Annotated in this window: 21 protein-coding genes and 2 pseudogenes; 10 read left to right on the top strand and 13 right to left on the bottom strand. The window is 67.0% G+C overall.

The window, feature by feature from the left end:
• The first annotated feature begins 139 nt into the window (after nt 1–139).
• Complete coding sequence (locus OHN74_RS41985) at nt 140–1,435, top strand: GNAT family N-acetyltransferase (RefSeq protein WP_327699814.1); 1,296 nt, start codon at nt 140–142, stop codon at nt 1,433–1,435.
• 19 nt (nt 1,436–1,454) lie between these two features.
• Here OHN74_RS41985 and OHN74_RS41980 read toward each other — a convergent pair whose 3' ends face one another.
• A complete protein-coding gene (locus OHN74_RS41980; protein WP_327699813.1) occupies nt 1,455–2,039 on the bottom strand; it encodes a hypothetical protein in 585 nt (194 codons plus the stop codon).
• A gap of 260 nt (nt 2,040–2,299) precedes the next feature.
• Between OHN74_RS41980 and OHN74_RS41975 the strand changes: the two genes are divergently transcribed.
• The gene (locus tag OHN74_RS41975) at nt 2,300–3,322 is read left to right on the top strand and encodes a S66 peptidase family protein (RefSeq protein ID WP_327699812.1); all 1,023 of its coding nucleotides are present in this window, start codon (nt 2,300–2,302) and stop codon (nt 3,320–3,322) included.
• Between the two features lie 556 nt (nt 3,323–3,878).
• Nucleotides 3,879–4,208 (top strand): hypothetical protein, encoded by a 330-nt coding sequence (locus OHN74_RS41970; RefSeq protein ID WP_327699811.1) that lies wholly within the window; start codon nt 3,879–3,881, stop codon nt 4,206–4,208.
• A gap of 245 nt (nt 4,209–4,453) precedes the next feature.
• Here the strand turns inward: OHN74_RS41970 and OHN74_RS41965 are convergent, their stop codons facing one another.
• From OHN74_RS41965 to OHN74_RS41955, 3 genes are all read right to left on the bottom strand, one after another.
• Nucleotides 4,454–5,203, bottom strand: coding sequence for a class I SAM-dependent methyltransferase (locus OHN74_RS41965; RefSeq protein ID WP_327700458.1), 750 nt, complete (start codon nt 5,201–5,203; stop codon nt 4,454–4,456).
• Between the two features lie 107 nt (nt 5,204–5,310).
• Complete coding sequence (locus tag OHN74_RS41960) at nt 5,311–5,610, bottom strand: hypothetical protein (RefSeq protein ID WP_327699810.1); 300 nt, start codon at nt 5,608–5,610, stop codon at nt 5,311–5,313.
• 414 nt (nt 5,611–6,024) lie between these two features.
• Nucleotides 6,025–6,399: an SDR family NAD(P)-dependent oxidoreductase gene (locus OHN74_RS41955; RefSeq protein ID WP_327699809.1), complete on the bottom strand. Its 375-nt coding sequence runs from the start codon at nt 6,397–6,399 to the stop codon at nt 6,025–6,027.
• 583 nt (nt 6,400–6,982) lie between these two features.
• On the opposite strand from OHN74_RS41955, the gene OHN74_RS41950 reads away from it, so the two are divergent.
• On the top strand, nt 6,983–7,705 hold the full coding sequence (locus OHN74_RS41950) for a dienelactone hydrolase family protein (protein WP_327699808.1): 723 nt from the start codon (nt 6,983–6,985) through the stop codon (nt 7,703–7,705).
• Nucleotides 7,706–7,939: 234 nt separating this feature from the next.
• Here OHN74_RS41950 and OHN74_RS41945 read toward each other — a convergent pair whose 3' ends face one another.
• The 4 genes from OHN74_RS41945 to OHN74_RS41930 all read right to left on the bottom strand — a co-directional run bounded on the left by OHN74_RS41945 (nt 7,940) and on the right by OHN74_RS41930 (nt 12,456).
• Nucleotides 7,940–8,722 (bottom strand): DUF4253 domain-containing protein, encoded by a 783-nt coding sequence (locus OHN74_RS41945; RefSeq protein WP_327699807.1) that lies wholly within the window; start codon nt 8,720–8,722, stop codon nt 7,940–7,942.
• A 567-nt stretch (nt 8,723–9,289) separates the two neighbouring features.
• Complete coding sequence (locus tag OHN74_RS41940) at nt 9,290–10,300, bottom strand: pectinesterase family protein (protein WP_327699806.1); 1,011 nt, start codon at nt 10,298–10,300, stop codon at nt 9,290–9,292.
• A gap of 60 nt (nt 10,301–10,360) precedes the next feature.
• On the bottom strand, nt 10,361–11,176 hold the full coding sequence (locus tag OHN74_RS41935) for a rhamnogalacturonan acetylesterase (protein WP_443060592.1): 816 nt from the start codon (nt 11,174–11,176) through the stop codon (nt 10,361–10,363).
• Between the two features lie 281 nt (nt 11,177–11,457).
• Nucleotides 11,458–12,456 carry an arabinan endo-1,5-alpha-L-arabinosidase gene (locus OHN74_RS41930; RefSeq protein WP_327699804.1) on the bottom strand — a complete coding sequence of 333 codons (999 nt, stop codon included), beginning with the start codon at nt 12,454–12,456 and terminating at the stop codon, nt 11,458–11,460.
• A 436-nt stretch (nt 12,457–12,892) separates the two neighbouring features.
• Between OHN74_RS41930 and OHN74_RS41925 the strand changes: the two are divergent.
• Nucleotides 12,893–13,275: pseudogene (locus OHN74_RS41925) on the top strand (hypothetical protein); the annotation flags it as partial.
• Nucleotides 13,276–13,383: 108 nt separating this feature from the next.
• Here the strand turns inward: OHN74_RS41925 and OHN74_RS43005 are convergent.
• Nucleotides 13,384–13,932: an AMIN-like domain-containing (lipo)protein gene (locus OHN74_RS43005; RefSeq protein WP_443060526.1), complete on the bottom strand. Its 549-nt coding sequence runs from the start codon at nt 13,930–13,932 to the stop codon at nt 13,384–13,386.
• Nucleotides 13,933–14,270: 338 nt separating this feature from the next.
• Here OHN74_RS43005 and OHN74_RS41915 point away from each other — a divergent pair, with 338 nt between their 5' ends.
• Entirely contained in the window at nt 14,271–14,528 is a 258-nt protein-coding gene (locus tag OHN74_RS41915) for a hypothetical protein (protein ID WP_327699802.1), read from the top strand.
• Between the two features lie 105 nt (nt 14,529–14,633).
• Here the strand turns inward: OHN74_RS41915 and OHN74_RS41910 are convergent, their stop codons facing one another.
• Nucleotides 14,634–15,617 (bottom strand): phosphotransferase enzyme family protein, encoded by a 984-nt coding sequence (locus OHN74_RS41910; RefSeq protein ID WP_327699801.1) that lies wholly within the window; start codon nt 15,615–15,617, stop codon nt 14,634–14,636.
• 122 nt (nt 15,618–15,739) lie between these two features.
• A complete protein-coding gene (locus tag OHN74_RS41905) occupies nt 15,740–16,498 on the bottom strand; it encodes a transposase family protein (RefSeq protein ID WP_327699800.1) in 759 nt (252 codons plus the stop codon).
• 161 nt (nt 16,499–16,659) lie between these two features.
• On the opposite strand from OHN74_RS41905, the gene OHN74_RS41900 reads away from it, so the two are divergent.
• The 3 genes from OHN74_RS41900 to OHN74_RS41890 all read left to right on the top strand — a co-directional run bounded on the left by OHN74_RS41900 (nt 16,660) and on the right by OHN74_RS41890 (nt 18,336).
• Nucleotides 16,660–16,797 carry a hypothetical protein gene (locus OHN74_RS41900; protein WP_327699799.1) on the top strand — a complete coding sequence of 46 codons (138 nt, stop codon included), beginning with the start codon at nt 16,660–16,662 and terminating at the stop codon, nt 16,795–16,797.
• A 151-nt stretch (nt 16,798–16,948) separates the two neighbouring features.
• Nucleotides 16,949–17,152 carry a hypothetical protein gene (locus tag OHN74_RS41895; RefSeq protein ID WP_327699798.1) on the top strand — a complete coding sequence of 68 codons (204 nt, stop codon included), beginning with the start codon at nt 16,949–16,951 and terminating at the stop codon, nt 17,150–17,152.
• Between the two features lie 2 nt (nt 17,153–17,154).
• Entirely contained in the window at nt 17,155–18,336 is a 1,182-nt protein-coding gene (locus OHN74_RS41890) for a hypothetical protein (protein ID WP_327699797.1), read from the top strand.
• 255 nt (nt 18,337–18,591) lie between these two features.
• Here OHN74_RS41890 and OHN74_RS41885 read toward each other — a convergent pair.
• A pseudogene (locus OHN74_RS41885) lies at nt 18,592–19,348 on the bottom strand (transposase family protein).
• Between the two features lie 360 nt (nt 19,349–19,708).
• Between OHN74_RS41885 and denD the strand changes: the two are divergent.
• Complete coding sequence (denD, locus tag OHN74_RS41880) at nt 19,709–20,731, top strand: D-erythronate dehydrogenase (RefSeq protein ID WP_327699796.1); 1,023 nt, start codon at nt 19,709–19,711, stop codon at nt 20,729–20,731.
• Between the two features lie 373 nt (nt 20,732–21,104).
• On the opposite strand, the gene OHN74_RS41875 is transcribed toward denD, so the two are convergent.
• Complete coding sequence (locus tag OHN74_RS41875) at nt 21,105–22,661, bottom strand: MFS transporter (protein ID WP_327699795.1); 1,557 nt, start codon at nt 22,659–22,661, stop codon at nt 21,105–21,107.
• Between the last annotated feature and the right edge of the window lie 230 nt (nt 22,662–22,891).

Below are 22,891 nucleotides of genomic sequence, written 5' to 3'. Positions count from 1 at the left end.
ACTGAGTGGCCGTTGACAAACGCCCGGGCGTGCGATCTCGCCCGGACCTTCCACGACCACCTCCTCGGCAGACGGCCGGTGACTCGACGAGCAACTAATCGGTTGTGTGCAGGCGATGGCGGCGGATGCAATGTGCGTCATGGCTATTCAGGTCCGCCCGCCACGGCGCGATGAGATGAACGCGTACTATCTGGCTTTGCCTTACGCGAACGGGTTGCCGAGCTGGGAGCCGGCCGATGCAGCGTGGCACGGTGGTCCGGAGCCGTGGCCTCCGCAGCGCACTCCGGCAACCGCTGAGCAGCTTGAGAAGTGGGCAGAAGCCGATGTCGAGGACGAATCCTTCCATCCGATTGCGACATTCGCCGACGGCGCCTGCGTCGGCGCATCGGCCACCATCTCCTTCGACGTAACGGTCCCCGGCGGGACTACGGTCAAGATGGCCGGAGTCACCGCTACCGCGGTGATCGCTACACACCGCCGACGCGGCTACCTGCGGCGGATGATGCAGGCCATGTTCGAGGCGGCCTTGGACCGGGGTGAGCCGTTGGCAATGCTCAGCGCCAGCGAGGGCAGCATCTACGGCCGATTCGGCTTCTCGCCGGCGACCTACCGTGTGCGGTGGGAACTGGACCGTCATGAGGCGGCCCTTCTTCCGGCAGAGCCCGATCCGGGTTCGCTGGAGCTGGTCGATGCCACTCAGGCAAAGAAGTTCTGGCCCATGGTGCACGCGGAGGTGCGTGTATCCCGTGTCGGTGAGCTCGCCCCCTTGCCCGGGCGCTGGGACGGGCTGTCCGGTAGCGCGGACGGCACGAACGGGCCGCTGCGGTATCTCGTCCACCGTGACCAGCACGGCGATGTGGACGGCATAGCCAACTTTCGACTGCCGTGGTCCTCGGCAGTCGGCAATGCGGGAACGCTCGTCGTAGAGGCGTTGGAGGCGACGAACCCGATGGCATATCGCGCCCTGTGGAGTCTGCTGGTCGACTTCGACCTCACCAGGACCATCGTTGCGCCCGGCCGTCCGCGCGACGAACCACTTCGGTGGATGCTCGCGAGCCCACGGGCGATGCGCATCACCCGCCAGTCGGACAACCTGTGGGCGCGTCTGCTCGACGTCCCCCTCGCCCTGACACAACGTTCGTACGACTCGGTCGGCGAGTTGGTGTTCACCATCGACGACGACCGAATGTGCCCGGCAAACAACCGGACATGGCTTCTCCGGGCAGGCGGTACCACGCCGACATGCGTTGCCACCGACCAGAAGACGGACCTGACCATCACGGTGTCGGCGCTCAGTTCGCTCTACTTCGGGGGCATGTCGGCGCACGACCTGACGTACGCGGGCCACATCACTCCGCACTCCGACGGCGCGATCGGGCGGCTGACCCGGATGTTCCGCATCGATCCCGAACCGCACAACTCCTTCGGCTTCTAGAACCGTTCCTTGCAGCTGATCAGGCGGCTTGCGCCTTCACCACAGAGTGAGGCCGCGTCTGACGAGCGTGCTGGTGGTGTTGTGTCCAGCGGACACCGGGTGGTGCTGCCATGCCGGTCAGGGCGAACATCGCTCCGACGGCATACCAGCCGGGGCGGCTCCAGGTGATGCAGAGGGCGATGAGCAGACCTGGTCCGAGGGCCTCGGCAAGTCCGGTGCCGAGCCCGAATACGCCCAGGTACTGACCGATGGCGTGCCGCGGGGCGAGGGCGAACGACACTTCGAAGCCGGCAGCGGCATGCCAGAGCTCGCCGACTGTGTGGATGACCACTGCGGTGATGAGCAGGGTTGCGGCAGCCCAAGCCGGAATCCCCGCGGACAGGGAGATCAGCGAGCACGCGATGAGAAAGGCCATGCCAGCCCGGCAATAGGCGCTACCGCCGGCCACGGGGGAATCGATGTTGCGGCCGGCTCGAACCTGGAACGCGACGACGATGACGGTTCCGGTGAACATCGTGCCCGAGATGAGCCAGTGCGGGGCGGTGGTGGCACCGACCAGCCAGAGCGGGATGGCCACCGTGAGCACCTTGAACTGGATGGCCATGATCCCGTCGAGGACGGTGAGCAGCAGAGGTAAGGACGGTCTAGTAGGGCGATCCAGCAAGGACCACTGGTGATTGGGACCGACGCAACCGGATGCAGGCCGACGCATCCGTAGCGGGCGTCGCTAGGGCTGTGCTACTTGGCTCCACCCGAGGCGACTCCAACTGTCCCCGGAGGGCGGCTTGTTCTGGGCCAGGGGCTTCGTGGATGGACGCCGGTAAATGCGTCGCGTGTTACTGAGGGTGTCGGGATACTGCCTCGGTGACTCCTACTGCGCTGCCTCGACTGCTTCGACCTCGTGCCCTGAGGCCCGGAGATCTCGTCGTCATCGCATCGCTGTCTGGGCCGCTCCATGCCGCATCCGAGCCCGACCTCAAGCAGGCGGTGGACGTGCTCGAGCGGATGGGATTCCGTGTGCGCCGGGCACGGCTCCTCGATGCAGGGCGGCACCGTTGGTGGAGCGCGGCTCGGCCGGCGGAGATCGCCGAAGAGCTCAACGCCCTTCTGCGAGATCCCGAGGTGCGCGCGATCATCGCGCATGACGGCGGCCAGACGGCGCTCGGATACCTCGATCTGATCGACTTCGAGGCGATCACTGCCGACCCCAAGCCGATCCTCGGTTTCAGCGACATCTCGCTGCTGCATCTGGTGTTCTACGCGCGCACGGGTCTGGTCGGCTTCCATACCGACCTGGCCACCCCTGGACTCGGCGGACACTGGCAGCGCGCGACTGCGGCACGCAGGGCGCAACTCGAGGAGCTCTACTCGACGCTGCTGACCGGTACCGAGCCGATCGGCCCGCTGCCCTCCACCCCGACGTGGGAGTGCTGGCGTGCCGGTCGCACCGAAGGCCGCCTGATCGGCGGAGTAATCAACCGCATCGTACTGAACCAAGCGACGTCCTACGCGCTGCCGCTCGAATGGTTCGACGGCGCGGTGCTGTTCTGGGAGGAGGCGGGAGGTCTGGCAGCCTATGTGTGGAGCTATCTGCAGGTACTGCGGCACGCCGGCATCCTCGATCGGATCTCCGGCATGGTCGTGGGCATCCCGGACGGGATCGACGGACTCGACTCGCCCGACGCGTCCCCGACCCTGCGCGAGATCGTCCTCGACGTCCTCGGCGACCGTGACATCCCGGTCCTGGGCAACGTCGAGTTCGGACACGCCGGCCCGAATCTCCCGATGCCGGTCGGTGTCCGCGTCGCCCTCGACGCGCAGCAGCGGACGCTGTCGCTGCTCGAACCGGCAGTACGCCCGCTGGCGGGGAGCGGAGCGGGCGGCTGAGCGATGCGGATCAGTGAACCGACAGCCTCGGCAGCACGCGCCACGATGTGAGTCACGGCGCTGATCGTGTCGGTAGGAAGCGGCAGCGCGTGCTGGTGAGTTCCGGGAACGCTCGATCGCCAAACGGCTGTTGGGTCGGATCGGGTGGTGTTTCTCGCCCGCGGATCCTGGGAGATCCGGCCGGGAGAACCGGGGAACCGCAGCGGAGTGCTCAGGAGGGCCGCGGCTTCGTTCATTGCTGTTGGCCCGATCGCTCTGCAACCGGCAGTCACCCATGGGAGCGTCAACGACCTCACCTCAGTGAAGCCGTTCTCACGGCGTAGATCATGCAGACAGGGCAGGCAAGCGCTGGATCCAGTCGTCGAACAGGCCAAGGTCATGGCGTTGCCGCGGGGTCATGGCCACCTCGGTATCCCAATTCCACACCACGCGGCCCGGGTCAGTAGCGTCGAGCGCCTGGTACCACTCGCGAAGTGGGCCGGACAAACGGGCATTGACTTCGAACGTATGCCAGGACTGCGGTGCGGAGCTGGAGTGTTGGGGAGTTCAGGCCCTGGTGGGCGGCCAGTTGCGGTGGGACGTCGAGTCGACCTGTTCCGTCTGTGGATGGGCGGTAGCTGTGTGCGGTGGTGATGTGCCGGCGGAACTGCGGGATCAGATGCTCTCCGAGCATGGACCCGCGAGGCTGCAGGTGCGCAGTCCGTCGACGAAGAGCGTCGCCATCATGCGCGTGCTGCGGGCCGAGCTCGGCATCGACCTGATGAACGCGAAGGCTGTGCTACGCCGCGCGGTGGATGGCGATTACTCAGGAACGCTTCCCGAGATGGAACACCTGGCCCGCGCGCTCCGGAAGTCCGGCATCGCTGCGGCAGTTACTCGCCTTTGAGTGTCTGATCTGGTGGCTCCGTCGCCAGCGAGCGCGCGAGCCGAGGCCGGGGCGTAGGCGGCGATCACCATCCGTGTCCAGCGGTCAGCCATCTCCAAGCTGCGAACACGGGGCTTGGTCCACCTTGCGACCCGACTCTCGACGAGAGTCGCCCGTCGCTGAGTTCGGCGCGTTCGAAGCCCTGGCACGGATCTTCGGGCGTGGTAGCGGAGACGGGGCCCTGACCTGTTCAGGGAAGAAGGGGGTCAAGTGGCCTGGAGCCGGAAGTGGAGCAGGTCGGTGGCGCTGGCAGGGGCGGGCCTGCCGTCAGGATCGGTGACCGCTGTCACGGTCAGGCCGGCGGTCGTGGCCAGCTTCTCGAACTGGTCGCGGGTGTACCAGTGCAGGATCCACGGGCGCTCCACCACGCTGCTGTCCGAACCGTGATGGCGTTCGTAGCGCAGAAGCGTCGTCTGTGTCCGGGCCAGCTCGTCGCGCTCCTCGGCGACGACGGAGAACCGAAGCTCCGCGCCATCGGGTGCGACGGCCGTACGCACCAGGCCGAGCTGTTCCACCGGGGTCGGTGCGGGGGTGAACAGAGGCACCAGCACGGTGCCGCCCTCCGCCAGGTGGGCGCGGATTCCGCGCAGGGCGGCCAGCGCCGCGTCGTCGTCAGGGAGCAGAGTGAAGGTCGGTCCGGCGAGGAAGATCGCCCGGTAGCTGCGAGGCAGATCCAGAGCTTCCATGCGCTGGTGGAACACGGTGGCACGGATGCCCTGTTCATCCGCCCGGCGACGCAGGCGTTCTAGCATGTCCGCGGACGAGTCGACACCCTCGACATCCAGGCCGCGCCTGCGCAACTCGAGCAAAGGATCACCGTCCCCGCATCCCAACTCCAGCGCCGGCAAACCGGCATGCTGAATGAAGGCCGCATAGGGCTCGGGGTCTTGGGAGAAGGACTTCAACGGCCCGTAGAGGTCCGCGACGATGCCGGTGTAAAAGTCAGCTGGGTCCACGATCACCACCCTACGCAAGCCCTCTCCCACGTTCACTCGAATATCGCGGGCGGGGTGACTGCACAGCTCTCACAGGGGATCTGACTCAACTTCGTGGTGACTGGTCGTCAGCCGAGAGACTCGTCCACCGACTTCACATCAGAGTCGTGGACAAGCTCGGCAAGCTGAACGAGGAGGCTGTATGTAGCTGCCCGCTCCCGGATCCGAATGAGGTAGGACCGGCTGGAGCACTTGAAGATCTCGCGGCGGCGTACTTTCCAGGGGCCGTGCCTGTACGTGTTCGCTGCCTCCAGCAGAGCCGTCTCCGCTTCGCCGGCGCTCCCTTCGAACTCCGCGACGGTACGCGCGTCGCTGTTTGCCTCTGCCACGCCGCCGACCGGTACGGCCAGCACTATCCATCGGGGCATCCCGCGATCAGTTCCTTCCGTTGGGTGCCGCCCTGCCGCGACACGCACGGGCTCAGTGTGACAGGTGGTCATCCTCGCCTGGATCGCCGCCCAAAGCAGTTGGGCCGACCAGGAGAACGTGCTCATGGCCCTCGTTACGGGAGTCATCGGCAGCAGAGGAACTGCGCCGCTGAGGGCGTTCGTGTATGCGGTGTGGGGACGCTGAGCGGATTTCACCCGCAACGCCGCACGGGCCGCGTTCTTCGAAGCTGTCGAGGCGTGCGTCCCAGCCACCACGAGCGCGGTCTCCGCCCAGTAGCTCGGCGGCGCTCCGGAGCGGTGGGGTTCAGGCGTGGGCGGCCAGGCGCTTGGCGTACTGGTGCCGACCGCTCTTGCAAGGGGGACGACGACAGAGTGAGGACGTGCCCGGCGCTCTCAGCACGCGTGACGGGCAAGCGGGACGCGGGTGACGTTCATCGGGCCGAACAGGTTCGTCTCGGTCTGGGTGCGGATCTGCGCATCGGGGAGTTCCTCGAAGAACCCGGCGTAGAGGTCGGCGGCATTGTTGATCAGGACGCCGATCCGGCCGAAGCAGTCGACGGCAGCCTCTGCGGCCGACGTGGCGGCGGCCGGGTCGGTGATGTCCAGGGCTACGGTCACGAGGCCCGCATGCTCGCCGCCGAGGGCGTGAAGGACGCGCTCGGGGCGGCGGCCGGTGGCAACGAACCTCTGCCTGGCGGTCAGTTGCCGCGCGCGTGATTTCGGTGCCGCGTCCGCGCCGAGGCCGACGCGGCTCGGGGCCGGGCCCACACCCGATTTCCGGCAGGAGACAACAGCATCGGTCGGCAACGGCGAGCGGGACCGGCCTGCGCGCGGCCGTCAGAAGTAGCAGGACCAGTCGGCCGCCCTCACGGTTGTCGAGCAGTGATGGGCGAGGTCGAATCATCGGTTCCGGCCGATCGCGAGAACGGCCGACGCGGCGGGCTCGTACCCGTACGACGGGCTGTCGCGGCCGTGCCGACGGGGCAGGTTCGTTCTCCAGCAGGATCTCCATCAACTACGTCGGCCGACGATCGTCGTCCCACAGCAGGGACACCTTGTGCAGGGACCGGCCGAAGGTCCCCTCCAGGACATACAGCAAGCCGGGGTGGTCGGTGGTGCGGTGGAGTTTCCCAGCATCCGGCCGGGTTCTGTGGCATCCGGCCACGGAGCCTCCGCAAAAACCCGTTGGCGGACCTCGGCGGCCACTGCTACTTTTCCGGAGGCCGTGCGAGAGAACGAGGAGGTGGTACCCGTGAACGCAGTATCGACATGGGTGCTCCCCTCCGGGGTCACGGTCGGGCGGTAGGTCGTCCGGGAGCGCCACTTCTGAGCACTCCCGAAGGGCACAACCATGCAGTTCACTTCCGAAAAGCGCCTCGACGACGGCGTCCTCGAACGCGAATTCACCCTCAGCGAGATCCCCGGCACCCTGTGGACGCCCGGATCCGCCGCACCTGCCCCGCTGATCCTGATGGCCCACAACAACGGCCTGCCCAAGGGCGACGCCCGGATGGTGGCCCGGGCCCGGCACTCCGCGGCGTACGGCTACGCGGTGGCCTCCATCGACGCCACCGGATGCGGTGACCGGCCCCGTTCCGCCGCCGACGAGCAGGCTCGCGCCGACCTCCGCCGGGCGATGCAGGCCGGAGAGCCGGTCGAGGAGATCTTCGAGTCCTTCATCGGCCCGCTGGTCGAAAAGGCGGTCCCGGACTGGCGGACCACCCTGGACGCGCTCCTTTCGCTCCCCGAGATCGGCGGCCCGGTCGGGTACTCGGGATGGACCGCCCTCGGCATTCGGCTGACGGTGGCCGAACCGCGCATCACCGCCGCCGGTTTCTTCGCTGGGGGTTACGTGCCCCGCGCCCAGCGCGAGGAGGCCCGGCAGGTCACCATCCCGCTGCTGCTCCTGCTGCAGTGGGACGACGAAGGGAACCCTCGGCAGCGGGCCCTGGACCTGTTCGACGCCTTCGGCAGCAAGGAGAAGACGCTGCACGCCAACCTGGGCGGACACCTCGGTACCCCGTGGTTCGAGGTGGAGGACGGGGGTCGGTTCTTCGACCGGCACCTGAAATAGCGCCGGGCCGCCGAGCCCGCAGTAGTCGGTAGGCGGTGTCGACCAGAAGGCCGCTCACCAAGGACAGGTCCCGGCCCTCCTTGAGGGCAGTGGCCGGCAGATGGCCGGTGCCGCCCCGATCACCGTGGGACAGGAAAACCTCCGTGTGGTGCGTTCCTGGACAGCTCCACCACACCGGAGGTCTTCGCCGTGTTCAGGCCCGGCGACAGTCAACGACGCTCGTGATCAATAGGACTAGTCCCACCAGAACGACCAGGAAGTTCGCCCCACAAGGTCCGTCGCGTACTCGGGGAACGGAGTCGGAGGGTCGTCGACGATGTTGTCCGCGGTCGACAGCACATGCTCCAGAGCGAGCAGGCTCGCATGCTCTGCTTCAACGAGAGGCCTCGCGACCGAGACGTGCAGTTCGCTGCCGAAAGCGGCTACGACCTGAGCTCCGAACCGGTCCTCCCAGCTCCGCAGGAGTGCGCACAGCAGAAGGAGAGGTGCCTCCGCGGACCAGCCGATCAACGCCAGGGCATCGCTGCTTCGATGGGCGGGGACGAGAACGAGGCGGCACTCGGCCAGTCCGAAATCGCCAGCCTCGATGAGCCTGGCAATCAGGCTTGACGCAGCCTCCTCGGGTGTCGGGCCCGCCGACGTAACCGGCGTCGCCGGTGCCAGGCCCGGCCACTGTTCGAACGGCGGCCCCGGGTCGTGCGGCCATGGCTCGATTCCCTCAGGTACCGGGGCCGGCGTCGGGTCCGTCCACAGCGGCAGCCTCCGACGACGGTACTCAATGAAGTCCGCGGTCAGCACCTCCTCCAGGCGGACGGCGGTGATGTGGTCCAGGCTGAGTGGTCTTCCCATGGCGTCGGGCAGGCACAGAAGCGGAACCAGGCCGCTTGCTCTTCGCTCGCTCAGCAAGCGGGGCCACAGCCTTTCGATGTCCTCCGGGAATTCGTCAGAGACCCAGGCTTGTACGGACCCACGAGGCAGAAAACGGCCGGGAGGCAGACCGTCGGGCAGGGTGAACATGGCCGCACCGTAGACCTCGGCACTGACATTGATGCTGATACTCAGGTTCCGGTGGCCGTGACTCGGGCGCCGGGAGAAGATCCGGGAAGCGTTCCGACGACGGTGCTGGATCCCGTACATGCCGCACGCCGAGGCGATCGAGGTCCGTGCACCGGGCGGGTGGGCCGGCACGCGCGTGGGCACCGGACCGGAGAGCTCGGTCAGCGGTGGCGAAGCTCCCCGGACGAGTTCCGAAAGGGCTCTGACAGGGCCAGGTTGTCGCCGCGGGCCACGGTCTGGAGCGACTGGCCGCACACGGCCGCTTCGACAGCCCGGCCGACCGGGACGCCCAAGACTCGGAAGCCGTCGCGGACACGAGCGGTGACATCAGGCTGCCGCAGCGAGCAGGCGTAGAGCGTGGCGGCATCGAACCTCTCCGGAACTCGCCCCAGACCTCTCGAATTCGAAGACGCCGGTTCGTGCGCACCTCGGTTGTGCAGGGAAGATGCGCCCTCCGGTGCAGGAGGCGATGGCCTCGTCGCACACCGCCGGGCGTGCGGATGTACGGTCTCGGCCAACGCCTACTGCCTACTGCACAGGGTTCCAGCCGTCGCTTCCGGTCAGATATTTCTGCGAGGTGTAGTTCGCCGCGGTTGCGCCACTGATCTGCGGGCGGTCGCTGGTGCCGGTGCTGGCTCCGAGGCCGTTGTTGTTGTATTCGCTGAACCGGCAGGTCTTCCAGGAGAAGCCGCTCATGTCCTGCCAGGCTCCGGCTTGGCGAACGTGGGCCCCCAGCGTCGAGTCGCGGACCAGCACCTGGCCTATCGCGTCGGCCGCCCCACCGGCGTGCCAGCAGCGCCCCAGGGCGACGGTGCGCGCCGCAGCCGAACTCAGCAGCGTCGACCTGGTGATCAGGATGCCGAACTGGTTGCTGGCGTTGGTGGCCGCGGCGGTGATGTAGCCGTTGTTGGTGCTGCCACGGTCCAGTGAGCGGATGGTCGTGGAGTCGATGACCAGGGCGCCGTTGCCGTAGATGAAGTCGACGGCGCCTTCGATGTAGCTCTTGTAGACGTACTGGCGGACCTGCGAACTTCCTGTACCGCCCCAGGACAGGAAGGTGTCCTGGTAGCCCAGCAGGCGGACGTTGCGGTAGACCTGCCGGTCGCCGCCGGCGTACAGAGCCAGTGCCTGACTGTCGTGAGCGGCGTAGGTGTTAGCGATGGTCACGCCGTTGACCGTGGTGTTCTTGGCCATGTTGAGTACGGTCGCGCTGCCCGCGGTTCCGGCGGTGGACGCCGGGGTGTTTCCGGTGATCACGACGTCGGTCGCGGTCCCGGTCGTCCCCTGCAGGGTGATGCTGGACTTGCTCGACGGGATGGACACCTGGCCGCGGTAGGTGCCCGGCTTGATGTTGATGATCGTGCCTGACGGGGCAGCCGCGATCGCGGCCTGGATGGTGGTGTAGTTTCCGGAGCCGTCACTCGCCACCGTGATCGTGGTGGCGGCGCTCGCTGGGGTGGTCAGCCCGAGGGGTGCCAGCGGTGAGACGGCAAGGGCACCGGCGACCACCAGGGTCCGGTGTTTGGCGAGCGGGTGCATGTGTGACCCTTTCGTCGATCTTCGGAAGAGTTGCCGGCGGCAGAAGGTGACCGGTGACCGTCAGTACGGTGCGGTCGTGGGCCACACGATCGCGCTGGTGGGGATGGTGTCGGTCAGCCGCTGGAAATCGGCCGACGGCAGGACGCTCTGGTTGTGCAAGGCAGTGGCGACGAGGCGAGCGACCTCGATCGCGCCGAAGGCCTGAAAGTGCGTGTTGTCCTGGCTGCCGTTGGGGTAGTTGGGGTACTGCCCGGAGTTCAGGATCATGAAGTAGTTCTTCGTTCCCGCCACGCCGACGCGGTTCCACAGTGCGGTGCTGGAGGTGGTCAGGTCGATCAGCGGTACGCCTTTGGCCGCGGCGAGTTCGCGCATCGCCGCCGGATAAGCGCCATGGGATGGGGAAATGACTCCCGCGCTGTTGAATTTGCGACGTTCCACTGGCGTGACCAGAACCGGGACGGCTCCCTTGGCCCGGCTCCGGTCGATGTACTGGGAGAGATACTGCTTGTACGTTGTCGACGGCTCGGTGTAGCGGGTTGGGTCATCGATCTTCTCGTCGTTGTGCCCGAACGAGATGAGAAGGAAGTCGCCAGGCTTGATCAGAGCCAGAATGTGGTCGAGTCGGCCCAGATCGATGAAGCTCTTGGAACTGGCCCCGGACTTGGCCACGTTCACCACCCCGGCATTGGAGGTGAGGAACACCGGCAGCGCCTGCCCCCAGCCGGCCCGGGGAGCCAGCGAGGACACATAGGTGGAGGCGGTCGAGTCTCCCGCGATGTAGACATGAACGGGGGTCGCCGCCGAGGCTGTTGCCCCCGTGACGGCCAATGGGGCGATCGACAGGACGGCTGCGACACCGGTCAACGCGGCGCGCATGACGATCCGTCGACCTGTAAGCCGTTGCCACATCGAGCGTCTGAAGAACATGCTTTCTCCCTTCCATATGCGGCGCGGGCACCGCCTGCTCCACGCGGCGTCGCCCCACACAAGGCCCACCAAGTGCGGCGGTCCAACTCGGCACCGACGGCTGATAGTTGACGTTGCGAGACGAAATCCAGGGGTCGGCGCCCTTCTGTGCCTCGACCGGGTGTTGGAGGACGCGGCGCTCGCCGGGGACTGACCCATGGGCAGAGCCAGCAGGATGGCCGCCACCCGCGTCAGTAGGCGACGGGCCACCCGCTGCTCCAGTTCAGAAGGTTGATGCCGAGCTTCGGAGTGCCGTTGTCCTGGCCGTCGTAGTAGTGGTAGACGATCAGGTCACCGTCCGCGTCGTTCAAGATCGACTGCCCGCCGGGGCCGACGTACCGGCCGTGCGACTCCAGCACGGGCGTACCGCCGTTGTTCATCATGGCGACACCGTTCCTGTCGTAGTACGGGCCGGTGATGCCGGTGGCCCGGCCGACCTTGACCTTGTACGTGGAACTGGCGCCCGCGCAGCAGGTGTCGTACGAGGCGAACAGGTAGTAGTAGCCGTTGCGTTTGACTATGTACGGGGCCTCGACGGCCTTGGTACCGGTGGGGCGGGAGGCGAGCGAGTAGCGGGTGGTGTTCGACGCGAGTTGCTTCCCGGTCGACGGGTTGATCTGGATCAACTTGATCCCGGTCCACCAACTGCCGAAGGACAGCCACCATTTGCCGTCGTCGTTCACGAAGAGGTTCGGGTCGATGGCGTTGTAGTCGTTCGACGAACTCGACGTGTAGACGATGCCCTGGTCGGTCCAGCTGCCCGGTCGGCCGGTCGTCGATGTCGCCAGGCCGATGGCCGAGTTCTGCGAGCCGAAGGACGAGACGGAGTAGTACAGCAGGTACTTGCCGCCGTGGTACGAGATGTCGGGTGCCCAGGCCTCCGGCACGGAGGAGTAGGTGCGCCACCAGCTCGGCCTGCTGGAGAAGGCGTCGGCGCCGCCGCTGAAAGCGGTGCGGTTGGTGGAGGTGCGGTTGCTGATGCCGCCGCCGGTGGCGTAGAGCAGGTACTGGCCCGAGGATGTGCGGATCATCGTCGGGTCGTGGACCACGATCGAGCCGGTGACGGTGCCCGGGTTCGGATATGCGGACGCCGAGTTCGGGACGAGTGCGAGCAGAATCGCCGCGGGGACGGACAGGAGAGCGGTTCTGCGGTTGGTTCTGCGGGCGACCTTGCGGGAGGTGCGGCTCACGCGGATCCTCCTGGTGTGGGGGGGACGACCCTGTCCGGACGTGTTCGCCATACTCGGAGCGAGCAGAACGCTCGGGCAGACTCAGCGCATTCGGCATTGTGAACGCCGGTCACGACTTCGAACGGGAAGGTAGAATCGAACCCCTTGCGCGTCAACGGTTCGCGCAGCAACTCCCATCACGAAGGTCGTCGAATCGCGTTCGACACCTCACCTGTCGCGCAGTTGCCGACGGCGCCCACAACACGCCGGCTCATGGGCGTTGCCGGGATGTGGAACCGACACCCTTCACCACTGCGGTCCCTGCGGGCCGCTGTCGCATCGGAGCGGTGGCATCAGCACCCCGCGTACGATCTCGGACCTCGGCGTTCGGGCGCCCATCCCCCGACTCCACGGGCAACTCACCGATGGGCTGGCGGACATCGCCGCGTCCCTGCCCGGGCTCTACGCCGCACTCTCCCCTGGATGCATCGTGCTGGTCCGCTGTGGCGGCTGCTCGCCGAAGTGCCGCTCTCACGGGCTGCTGATGGACGACTGATTCTGGCTGTCGAAGTCACCAGCCGGCTGCGGCCCGACGCTCACAACTCACCGCACCGCACCGCACCGCACCGCACCGCACCGCACCGCACCGCACCGCACCGCACCGCACCGCACCGCACCGCACCGCACCGCACCGCACCGGATCCTGTGTCACGCCAGCGGCCGGGGCAAGGACCAGCACATCCCCGTCCCGGCCGGCCCTACTCGATCATCTGCACGGCCTGCCACGTTCGGCCACACCCAGGAGGTCCCGAAGGCGCTAGCTCATACTGGGCATCGCCCCGCCAGCGGAACAAGACCGCCGTTTGAGCGACTCCCGAGACCACTGGCAGGTGTCCGAACCGGTCTCCAGTCCGACGGTCCACCGCGGCAGGCCACACGATTGCTCGGCTACCAGGTGTGCGCCACATCCACCACCAGTCGGTCGGGAAGCACCAGCACCCGGAACGGCAGCGTGGCCCGGACACCGAGTCCGATGTGGGTCCCTCCGTCGTAGTAGCCGCCGAACTTCGCGTCCCGGAAGGTGCGGTAGCCCCCGAAGTCGAGCCCGGGCAGCGGCTTCGCGAGCCCGACGTGGTACTGCGAGTCGTCGACCGGCGCGGTGAACTCGATCTCGATGATCGCGCCTCCCGCGACCGGGATACCGGTCTGCGACGGGGGATGCGCGAAACTGGGGACGTACTGGACCCAGTACAGGGCCGGATCGGCCGTCGTCATACCCGGAATATCGAAAACCATCCGGTCGTAGCAGGTGTGCCGTCCGGTCCTGACATCCGTCAGGGAGCCGGCCATCGCCATCGATCCCGGCGCCGCCTTCGCCATACTCCCCCAGCCCGTCTCACAAACCGCAGCTTGTGGCGCGGCAACGGCAGTCGACGCGGTGCCGGCTCCCGTCAGTACCAGTGCCAGCGCTGCCAGCACCGTTGCCCAGCGTCTCATCGGCGAGCACATCCCTTCAGATTCCTGCGTATTGCGCATCTGTGCCATGTGAGACAAAGAGGAAGGCGAAATAGTTGGATGCGCCGATGGTCCTGTTTCGGACATTAAGGCTTTCCCGCTCAGCTCGATCAAGCGGCTTGGCGTCGGCGCCGTGCTCAAGAAATGATGTAGCTCGCGTCAGGCGGGTTGCCGATGGCGCGGGAGGTTGGAAGAAATCAGTGGGGACTGCCCATGTTCGAGTTGTCGTAGGTGCCGTTGGGCTCAGTCCCCTCCGAGCCTGGAGGATCTCTGAGGCCGAACAGCTCATCGATCCCCAACCGGTCCGGCATGTACTCAAGTTGCTGTGGGCCGCTTCCGTCGAAGCGAGTGCCGTCGAAGCCGGGGCGAGTGGCAGCAGCCCTGCTGCCGACGAATGCGAGCAGGACCTGTCCTGGCTCGGCGAACTCGATCTCGTGGACTTCCGCCGAGGTCACACCGGCAGCCGCGTCAACGTTGAGATCACCTACCGCGCGCAGATGATCGAGGTGGAATTGGGCTCCTGGGTCAGATTCACCGACCCCGGCTGGGTCGTCACGGGACCGGCCACATACTGGTAGGAATCTCGAAAGAGCAGCACGATCCAGGTGTCAGCGCAATTCTCCCGCTGGCGGACCATCACATGCTGTCGAACAGGAGGCATGCGCACGGTCCGCGCCCGTTCATTACCCCCGCGTCTCCAGAGCCGCAACCAACTGCGAGATGACCGCCAGATCGGGCAGCCTGCGCAGTGAAGCGACGACCTGGTTGCCCGCGAACTCTCGCTGCGCAGCGGTCACGGCCGGATCGATGGCGCATTTAGCCTGCACATAAATGAAGTTCAAGTCCGTCGCGAAAAGCATCGAAAACGACTGCAGGCCTCTGATCTCCGCGCGGCCACCGGCGCTCCGATAGGCCCGCGTCAATCGCCGGGCCGAATCGATGTTGGTCTGGTTCCGACCGGACCACACGTAAACGGCGCGTGCGAGTTCGCGTTCCGCCGAGGCGGGACCGGCGTTGTCCCAGTCGAGGAGGACTGGCCCGTTCACACCGACCAGGACGTTCTGGGGTTGCAGGTCAAGATGCGATGTCACCAGATCCCCGGCTTCGGACGGCGTCACCCATTGCGCGAGCTCTGCCGCGGAAGTGGCGATGAACCGGCCCAGCGAGTCTGCCCACGGGAGGTCGGCCTGATGAATCCTCTCGTGCAGGTCCTTCCAGTCGGCGGCCTCGGGGCACTGCTCGTACCAGGAGTTCGGCGTCTCACCCGCACCTTCACCCGCAGCCTTGTGGAGCAGCGCCATGGTCCGCCCGAACCAGGCCAAGATGTCTGGATCAGACGCGTCCGCTGTGGCGCCGTCAATCCAGTCGTACAGCTTGACGTAGGACCCACCGGAGGAACGGGGTAAGTGCGAGACGTGTGCGCCGTGGCGATTGGGGAGAAGCCGCGGCGATGCGATCCCCAGGTTCTCGGCAGCCTGCCGCAACGCGGCCTCCCGGCCGACCTGTTCTTCATCGCAACCGAAGAGGAGTTCCTTTATCGCCCACGAGGAGCTGTTCCCGGACAACTTCCAGATCTGTCCCAATGCGCCGCGGGTGACCGGCGTCAACGTCCACGGTCCGGCGTCGAGGGCGTAGGTCTCCGCTATCAAGTCGGCTGTGTCGTGCATACAGTTACCTCTCCGAAGACAAATGGTCAGCGCCGACAATTAGACAGTGCCTTGCGACGAACCGACAGCTGGGTGACTGTCCGCCCGCCTCACAGAAAGGCATCAGTGAGCTCTTTCCAACCTCAGGCTGACGCGTGGTGGTGAAGGACGAGGACGGCCTTCACCACGTCGGTGATGCGGTTGGTGCTGCAGCGGAGCTTCCGCAGGAGCCGCCAGCCCTTGAGGGTGGCCATGGCCTGCTCGCCGAAGCAGCGGATCTTGGCGTGGGTGGTGTTGTGGCGGCCCTTCCATCGCTTGAGACGGCGGCCCCGAAACGGGACTCGGACGGTTCCGCCGGCACCTTGATACGCCTTGTCAGCCCAGCATTTGAGTCCCGCATCAGCGAGGGCTTCGATGATCCCGTGCTGTCGCGCGGCGGTGAGGTCGTGAGTGGAGCCGGGCAGCGCGGGCGAGGCCCACAGCAGCCGTCCGAACGGTTCAGTGAGGACCTGGACGTTCATGCCGTGGCGCTTGTGTTTCCCGGAGTAGTACGGGGTGTCGGCGGCGATCCGGTCGATCGGCAGCAGGGTGCCGTCCAGGATCACGAACGCCTTGGTCCGGATGGTCTTCATCGCCTCGGCCAGGGACGGGGCGAGGGTGGCCAGGATGTCGACGGCCCCGCGTATGTAGCGGAAGGCGGTCGCGATCCCGATGCCGAAACCGGCCGCGAGCTGTGCGTAGGTGTCACCGCACCGCAGGTGGGCCAGGGCCAGCAGAGCCTGTCGCGCTGCGGGAAGCCGCCGCCACCGCGTGCCGATCTCCCTCCGCCTGGCTGTCAGTTGCCCGGTCAGGAACCGCAGAGTGCGGGTGGACAGATCGAACGACGACGGGTGGACAAGCACACGAAGCTCTTGGCGGACACGGGTGATCTTGGTCGAGAACCCGTCTACCAGGAGCTTCGTCGTTGCGCAGGACCGTCCAACTCGTGGTCAACGCCGTCAGCTTGGAATAGGATCACTTTCGGCTATGGCCGTAGTGCCTGGGGCTCCTTGGAGGGGTGTGCATGGTGAGGGCACTTTCACGCAGAGAGTTCCTGGTGCTGTCGCTGGCGACGGGGCGGGGGCGGGCCGCGGCCAGCACCGCGGGTCCGGCGCTGGCCGCGGCCCCGAACGGCGAACTGACTTCGCTGGGCGTCCGATGAGCTCTGCCATGTGCGTCGGCGGCGCGGTGGGCGCGGATGCCGTCGGCAAGCCGCTGGTCTACACGGTCGCCCAGCGCGACAACTGGAGAGCTCCGCGGCCGCGCCCGGCGCCCCAGAAGTTCGCGGCCAGCACCCCGTCGACGCGGGGTCGGTGGTGCTGCGGCGCGACGACGGTGAACTGGCCGTGTCGGTGGCGGATCCGACGCGCCATGGCACCCTGGTCAGGCTCGAGGTCGCGGTGGCCGCCGACAAGGGCATCACGGTCGGCTCGCTCAATCCGATGACCTTCACGGTCGATGTGACCGGGACGGCCGGAGAGACGAAGACGCTGCGCATCACCCTACAAGGAAGGTGATCATGGGTATTCGGGAGAGACGTACCAGAATCACCCGCGGCATTCTGGCCGGGCTCGGCGCGGCCGTGCTGCTGGTTGCCGGCACGGTCACGACGGTGATGGCCGCCCCGGCCGCTGCGGAGGCGGCCGCCTTCACGGTTTACATGGCGCCCGCGGGCGCCGGCGGTTCGGACGCCAACGACGGGCTAAGCTCCGGCAACGCGGTGGCCACTCTGCCGCGGGTGCAGCAGGTGCTGCAGCAGCAGAAGCCGACCACCGACGTCGAGGTGCGCATCAAGCAGGGCACCTACATTGCGCCGCCGTTCCACGAGTGGCGCTTCTACGTGCCCGGGCACAAGGTGTCGTTCATGCCGATCGACTACGTGCCGGGGCAGGGGGTCCCGGCGGGCGGGCTGCCGGTCTTCAAGAACGCCACATGCGGCACGGATTACTGTGCCGGCTTCTGGCTGCAGCCGCGGCTGCCCAGGGACACCGGCGACCCGCTGTACGGCGGCGGCGACAGCAATCTCGACTTCCGCTATCTGCGGGTGGAGTACTACTCAGCGGGCGGCGTCTCGGTCTACGGCGACTCCGAGCGTGACGTCAAAGACGAGAACTACAACCCGCCACTCCAGGTGCGCGGCAGTAAGGGCCTGAACCACAACACGTTCTTTGGGATGCAGTTCCGCAACCTGGGCAGCAAGTGGAGCGGCGGCTCCACCTTCGGCTACGGCGGCATCGTCCTCACGAACTCGTCCAACAACCGGGTGGAGAACAGCCACTTCATCAACATCGAGAACGCCGCCCCGTATGAGGGGAACATCCACGGCCTGTACATCACGCACTTCAGCTCGAACAACCAGGTGGTGCGGAACAAGTTCTCCTACGTCAGCGGCTATGTGGTGAAGTCGCGGAACATGAGCAACTACAACTCGATTGAGTACAACGACATCACGCGCGCGGGGCGGGCGTCGTACTATCGCGGCGAGTTCTGCGACACGCAGTGCGCGATCGACAACGAGATCGCCCGGCAGTGCGCCTCGTACCACGACCGCTTCTTCAACAACACTATCCACAGCGGCTACTCCGGCGGCCAGATCTCGACCTGGTCCCTCAGCCCGGAAGGCCTCACCAACGCGGGCGGCACACCGTGCGCGATCCCGGCGGGCGAACAACGGGTGCTGACGGGCGGAAACTCGTCCTAACCCCGATCTCTCGTGTCCGGTCGCCCGCTTCAGCCGGCGTAGGCGGCCGGATGCCAGGGCGGGCCTCACGGGCCGCCTGGACAAGGCCCCGCACGAGCGGCCCCGCGCCCCGACTGCCAGATCATGCTCCAGATCAACCGTCCTGGCTATCGAAGCAGGCAGATCACGTATCCGCCGCTGGCCGGTTCACGTTCGAGCCACTCCAACTCCCAGTGAGCCGCCCTGAAGTTCTCGGACAGTGAGCCTTTTCCAACCTCACGCTGACGCGTGGTGAAGGACAAGAACGGCCTGGACGATCGCGGTGATGCGGTTGGTGCTGCAGCGGAGCTTCCGCAGAAGGCGCCAGCCCTTCAGAGTGGCCATGGCCTGCTCGCCGAGGCAGCGGATCTTGGCGTGCATGCTGTTGTGCCGACGCTGCCACCGCTTGAGGCAACGGCCTCGGAACGGGACGCGGACGGGGTGGCCGGCTCCCTGGTACGCCTTGTCCGCCCAGCACTTCAGCTCGGCCGCGGCGAGCGGTCGATGATCCCGTGGGTCCGTGCGGCGGTCAGGTCGTGAACGGACCCGGGCAGGGCGGGTGACGTCCACAGCAGCCGTCCGAACGGATCGGTGAGGACCTGGACGTTCATCCCGTGGCGCATGTGTTTCCCGGAGTAGTACGGGGTGTCGGCGGCGATCCGGTCGATCGGCAGGAGGGTGCCGTCCAGGATCACGAACGCCTTGGTCCGGATGGTCTTCATCGCCTCGGTCAGGGTCGGGGCGAGGGCGGCCAGAACGTCGATGACCTCGCGTATGCAGCGATAGACGGTCGCGATGCCGATGCGGAACCCGGCGGCGAGCTGGGCATAGGTATCGCCGCATCGCAGGTGGGCCAAGGCGAGCAGGGCCTGTCGGCCCGTGGGCAGACGCCGCCGGCGCGTTCCGACCTCCCGCCGCCGGGCATGCAGTTTTGAGCGCTTAGGTAGCACAGCGTGCGGCTGGACAGATCAATTGACGACGGGTAGCCAAGCACGCGAAGCTCCTGGTGGGGCACGGTGGATCTTGGTCGTGACACCTCCTACCAGGAACTTCATCGCGCTGCAGAGCCGCCCAAGTGACGGACATCGCCATCAGGTTGGAAACAGCTCAGTGGCAGGGACGGCACACCGGTCGGCTCCTCCCTTGTCACGGCCGGTTACTCACCGCGGGCGTCGTCCCGGGTCGAATCCTGGTCCATCTGGGCAGGCAGCGACGAACTCTGCCCAAGAACCTGTATCGGACCCTGGTCGCCTACGAGTTGGGATTCGGCGCGCGGATCGGATGTAAACGCATCCCTCGTGCCGACAATGAACGAGAGTCTCGGCCAACTCGAAACCCACCGAGGAGAACGCGTATGAGGATTGTCATCACCGGCGGCTTCGGCTTCCTGGGACAGCGGGTCGCCGACTCCTTGCTCAAGCGGCGAGCCCTGTGCGGTGCTCGCATCGACCGTCTGGTACTCACCGACCGGGTCGTTCCCACCGGCGCGTCGGTGGCCGACGATCCACTGGTGGAGGTCGTCCGAGGCGACCTGCGCACGTGCCTGGACGAGATCTTCGCGCAGCCGGTGGACGTCCTGATCCACCTGGCTTCGGCTGTCTCGGCCGAGTGCGAGGCCGACTTCGACCTCGGTATGAGCGCCAACCTGGACACCACCCGCGCGCTGCTCGATGCCGTCCGTGCCCAGACAGCCGCCGGCGGGCCGACTCCCCGGCTGGTGTTCTCCAGCGGCATCGCCGTCTACGGCTCCGACCCCGCGCTGCCACTGCCGCCGGTGGTCAGCGAGTCGACGCTGCCCATACCGCAGTCCAGCTACGGAACGCAGAAGCGCATCTGCGAGCAGCTGATCGCCGAGTACACCCGCCGAGGCTTCGTCGACGGACGCGTGGCGCGCCTGGTGACCGTCGCGGTGCGGGCTGGCGCGCCGAACGCCGCCGCCTCCGGCTTCCTGTCCGGCATCATCCGCGAGCCGCTCGCGGGCCTCCCGGCCACCTGCCCGGTCAGCCCTGATATGGGGGTCGCGCTGGCCTCGCCGCGGCGCACCGTCGAGGGCATCCTCCGCATCACCGAGGCCGAGCGCGGCACGGGCGGGCTCGAAGGCGGCCTTCCGGTCAATTTTCCGGCGCTCACGATCACGGTCGCCGAAATGCTGGACACGCTGCGCCGGGTTGCCGGCGACGCCGTCGCCGACCTGGTGACGGTCGCGCCCGACCCCGCCGTCGAGGCCATCGTCGGCTCGTGGCCGGTAGTCCTCGACAACGCACGTGCCACGGCACTCGGACTCCGGCCCGACGACAGCTTCGAGTCGATCGTACGGGCGTACATAGAGGACCACCCCGAAGCCATCGCGGCCAAGGTGTTCGGCTGCGGCGAATAGATTGACGAGCACGTTCTGCGAGGTCGGTGGTCCCATACGGATCGCAGACCGCGTCGCCGCGTTCCTCCCGCGGGAGATCGACTCCGGGCGTCCTGGCTGAGGGAGACAACTGCAGCCGCGGTAGAGCTGGTCAAGCAGCCGGGTGTCTGCCGTCGTCGTTCTCCCCGCCGGGTCGGCCGAGCGTTCGGAGGCGTTCCGCGCCGCCGCATCGGCCTTGTTGCGGATCGGGGCCGCCACGAGACGCCGTACCCCGTGGCCCGGTACTAGGCCGCAAAACGGTGCCCACGGAGCAAGGGGGACCCGGCGACCATCAGCCGGACCCCCTTGCTTCCTGCTTCCTGCTTCCTGCTTCCTGCCCAGCAGCTTTTCTCTCCTACGCCGGAGCCGAATTCGGCCCCTCGCCCGTCGCGCCTTCCGCAGCCCTACCGGTCGCCTTCCCCGTAACCTTCTCCGTCACCTTCTCCTTGGCCGACGCCACCGCCGACAGCGGCTTGGCAATGTCCTCCAGCGACCGGCGTTCGGCGTTCACCGCCAGGAACGCGGCGACGATCCCAGCCGCGCACATCAACCCGGCGCCGATCTGGAAGGCCAGCACCGTCTCCCCGACCACGCCGGACGCGGTGAGGTCGGCGAAGACCAACGGGCCGGTGATGCCACCGGCTGTGGTGCCGATGGCGTAGAAGAAGGCGATGCACATGGCCCGCGTCTCCATCGGGAAGATCTCGGAGACGGTCAGGTAGGCGCTGGATGCACCCGCCGAGGCGAAGAACAGCACCGCACACCAGCAGGCCGTCAACGTGGTCGCGGTCAGCGAGCCGCGGTCGAACAGCCATGCCGTGCCGAACAGCAGCACGCCGGACAGCAGGTACGTCGAGGAGATCATCACCCGGCGGCCGACGGTGTCGAACAGCTTGCCGAGCAGCAGCGGGCCGAAGAAGTTGCCGACCGCGATCACGGCGAAGTAGTAGCCCGTGTTGCCGCTCGGGACATCGAAGAACTTCGTCAGGATCGCGCCGAAACCGAAGGTGATCGCGTTGTAGAGGAACGCCTGGCCGATGAAGAGGGAGAAGCCGAGCACACTCCGCTTGCGGTAGGTCGCGAAGACCGTGCGGGCGATCTCGCCGAAGCCGATCGTCCTGCGCTGCTGGATGGTGATCTCGTTCTCGGGCTCCGGAAGCGGTCCTCCCTTCTCGGACTCGACCTTGCGCTCGATCGAGGAGACGATCTCCTCGGCCTCCCGTTCCCTGCCGTGGATCAGCAGCCAGCGTGGACTCTCGGGGACGTGCCGTCGTACGACGAGGATGACCAGGCCGAGGACCACGCCCAGGGCGAAGGTCAGGCGCCAGCCCACGTCCTTCGCCAGGATGTCGGTGTTCAGCGCGACGATCGACAGCAGTGAACCGCCGACCGCGCCGATCCAGAAGCTGCCGTTGATGACGAGGTCGACGCGGCCGCGGTAGAACGACGGGATGAGCTCGTCGATCGCGGAGTTGATGGCCGCGTACTCACCGCCGATACCGAAGCCGGTGAGGAACCGGAACGCGAAGAACCACCAGGTCGAGAAGGACACCGCGGTCAGCGCGGTGGCGGCCAGATAGACCGCCAGGGTGATCATGAACAGCTTCTTGCGGCCGAACCGGTCGGTCATGCGGCCCCAGAAGAGGGCGCCGACACAGGCACCGGCCACGTACAGGGCTGCCGCGATACCGGTGACCTGACCTGAAGTGATCGGCAGGCCGCTGCCGGGCTCCGAGAGCCGGGCGGAGATGTTGCCGACGACCGTGACCTCCAGGCCGTCGAGGATCCATACGGTGCCGAGACCGATCACGATCGTCCAGTGCCAGCGTGACCACGGGAGACGGTCGAGGCGGGCAGGGATCGAGCTGGTGAAGGTGCGGCCGGTTCCGGCCGGAGCAGTGGCGCTGGCCATGGGCTCCCTCCTCGTCGAACGAACCTTCTCCGTGTGCCCCTGGCCCGTCTCTTTACGCTCCGGCCGAGCGGCTCGCCGTCACGCAGGCCAACATGGCAGTCCCGCGCGTCTTCTCCGGCAGCCCCGCCATGAACGACCCCACCCTCCGCCGCCGCCTCGCGGCCGTCACCACTCCCGCTCTCGTCCTCTGCGGCGAGAGCGACCCGCCGCTTTTGGCACCGCACGCTGAA

The sequence above is a fragment of the Streptomyces sp. NBC_00459 genome, assembly GCF_036013955.1.
Classification (GTDB): Bacteria; Actinomycetota; Actinomycetes; order Streptomycetales; family Streptomycetaceae; genus Streptomyces.
This window is presented reverse-complemented; position numbering and strand designations above follow the sequence as displayed.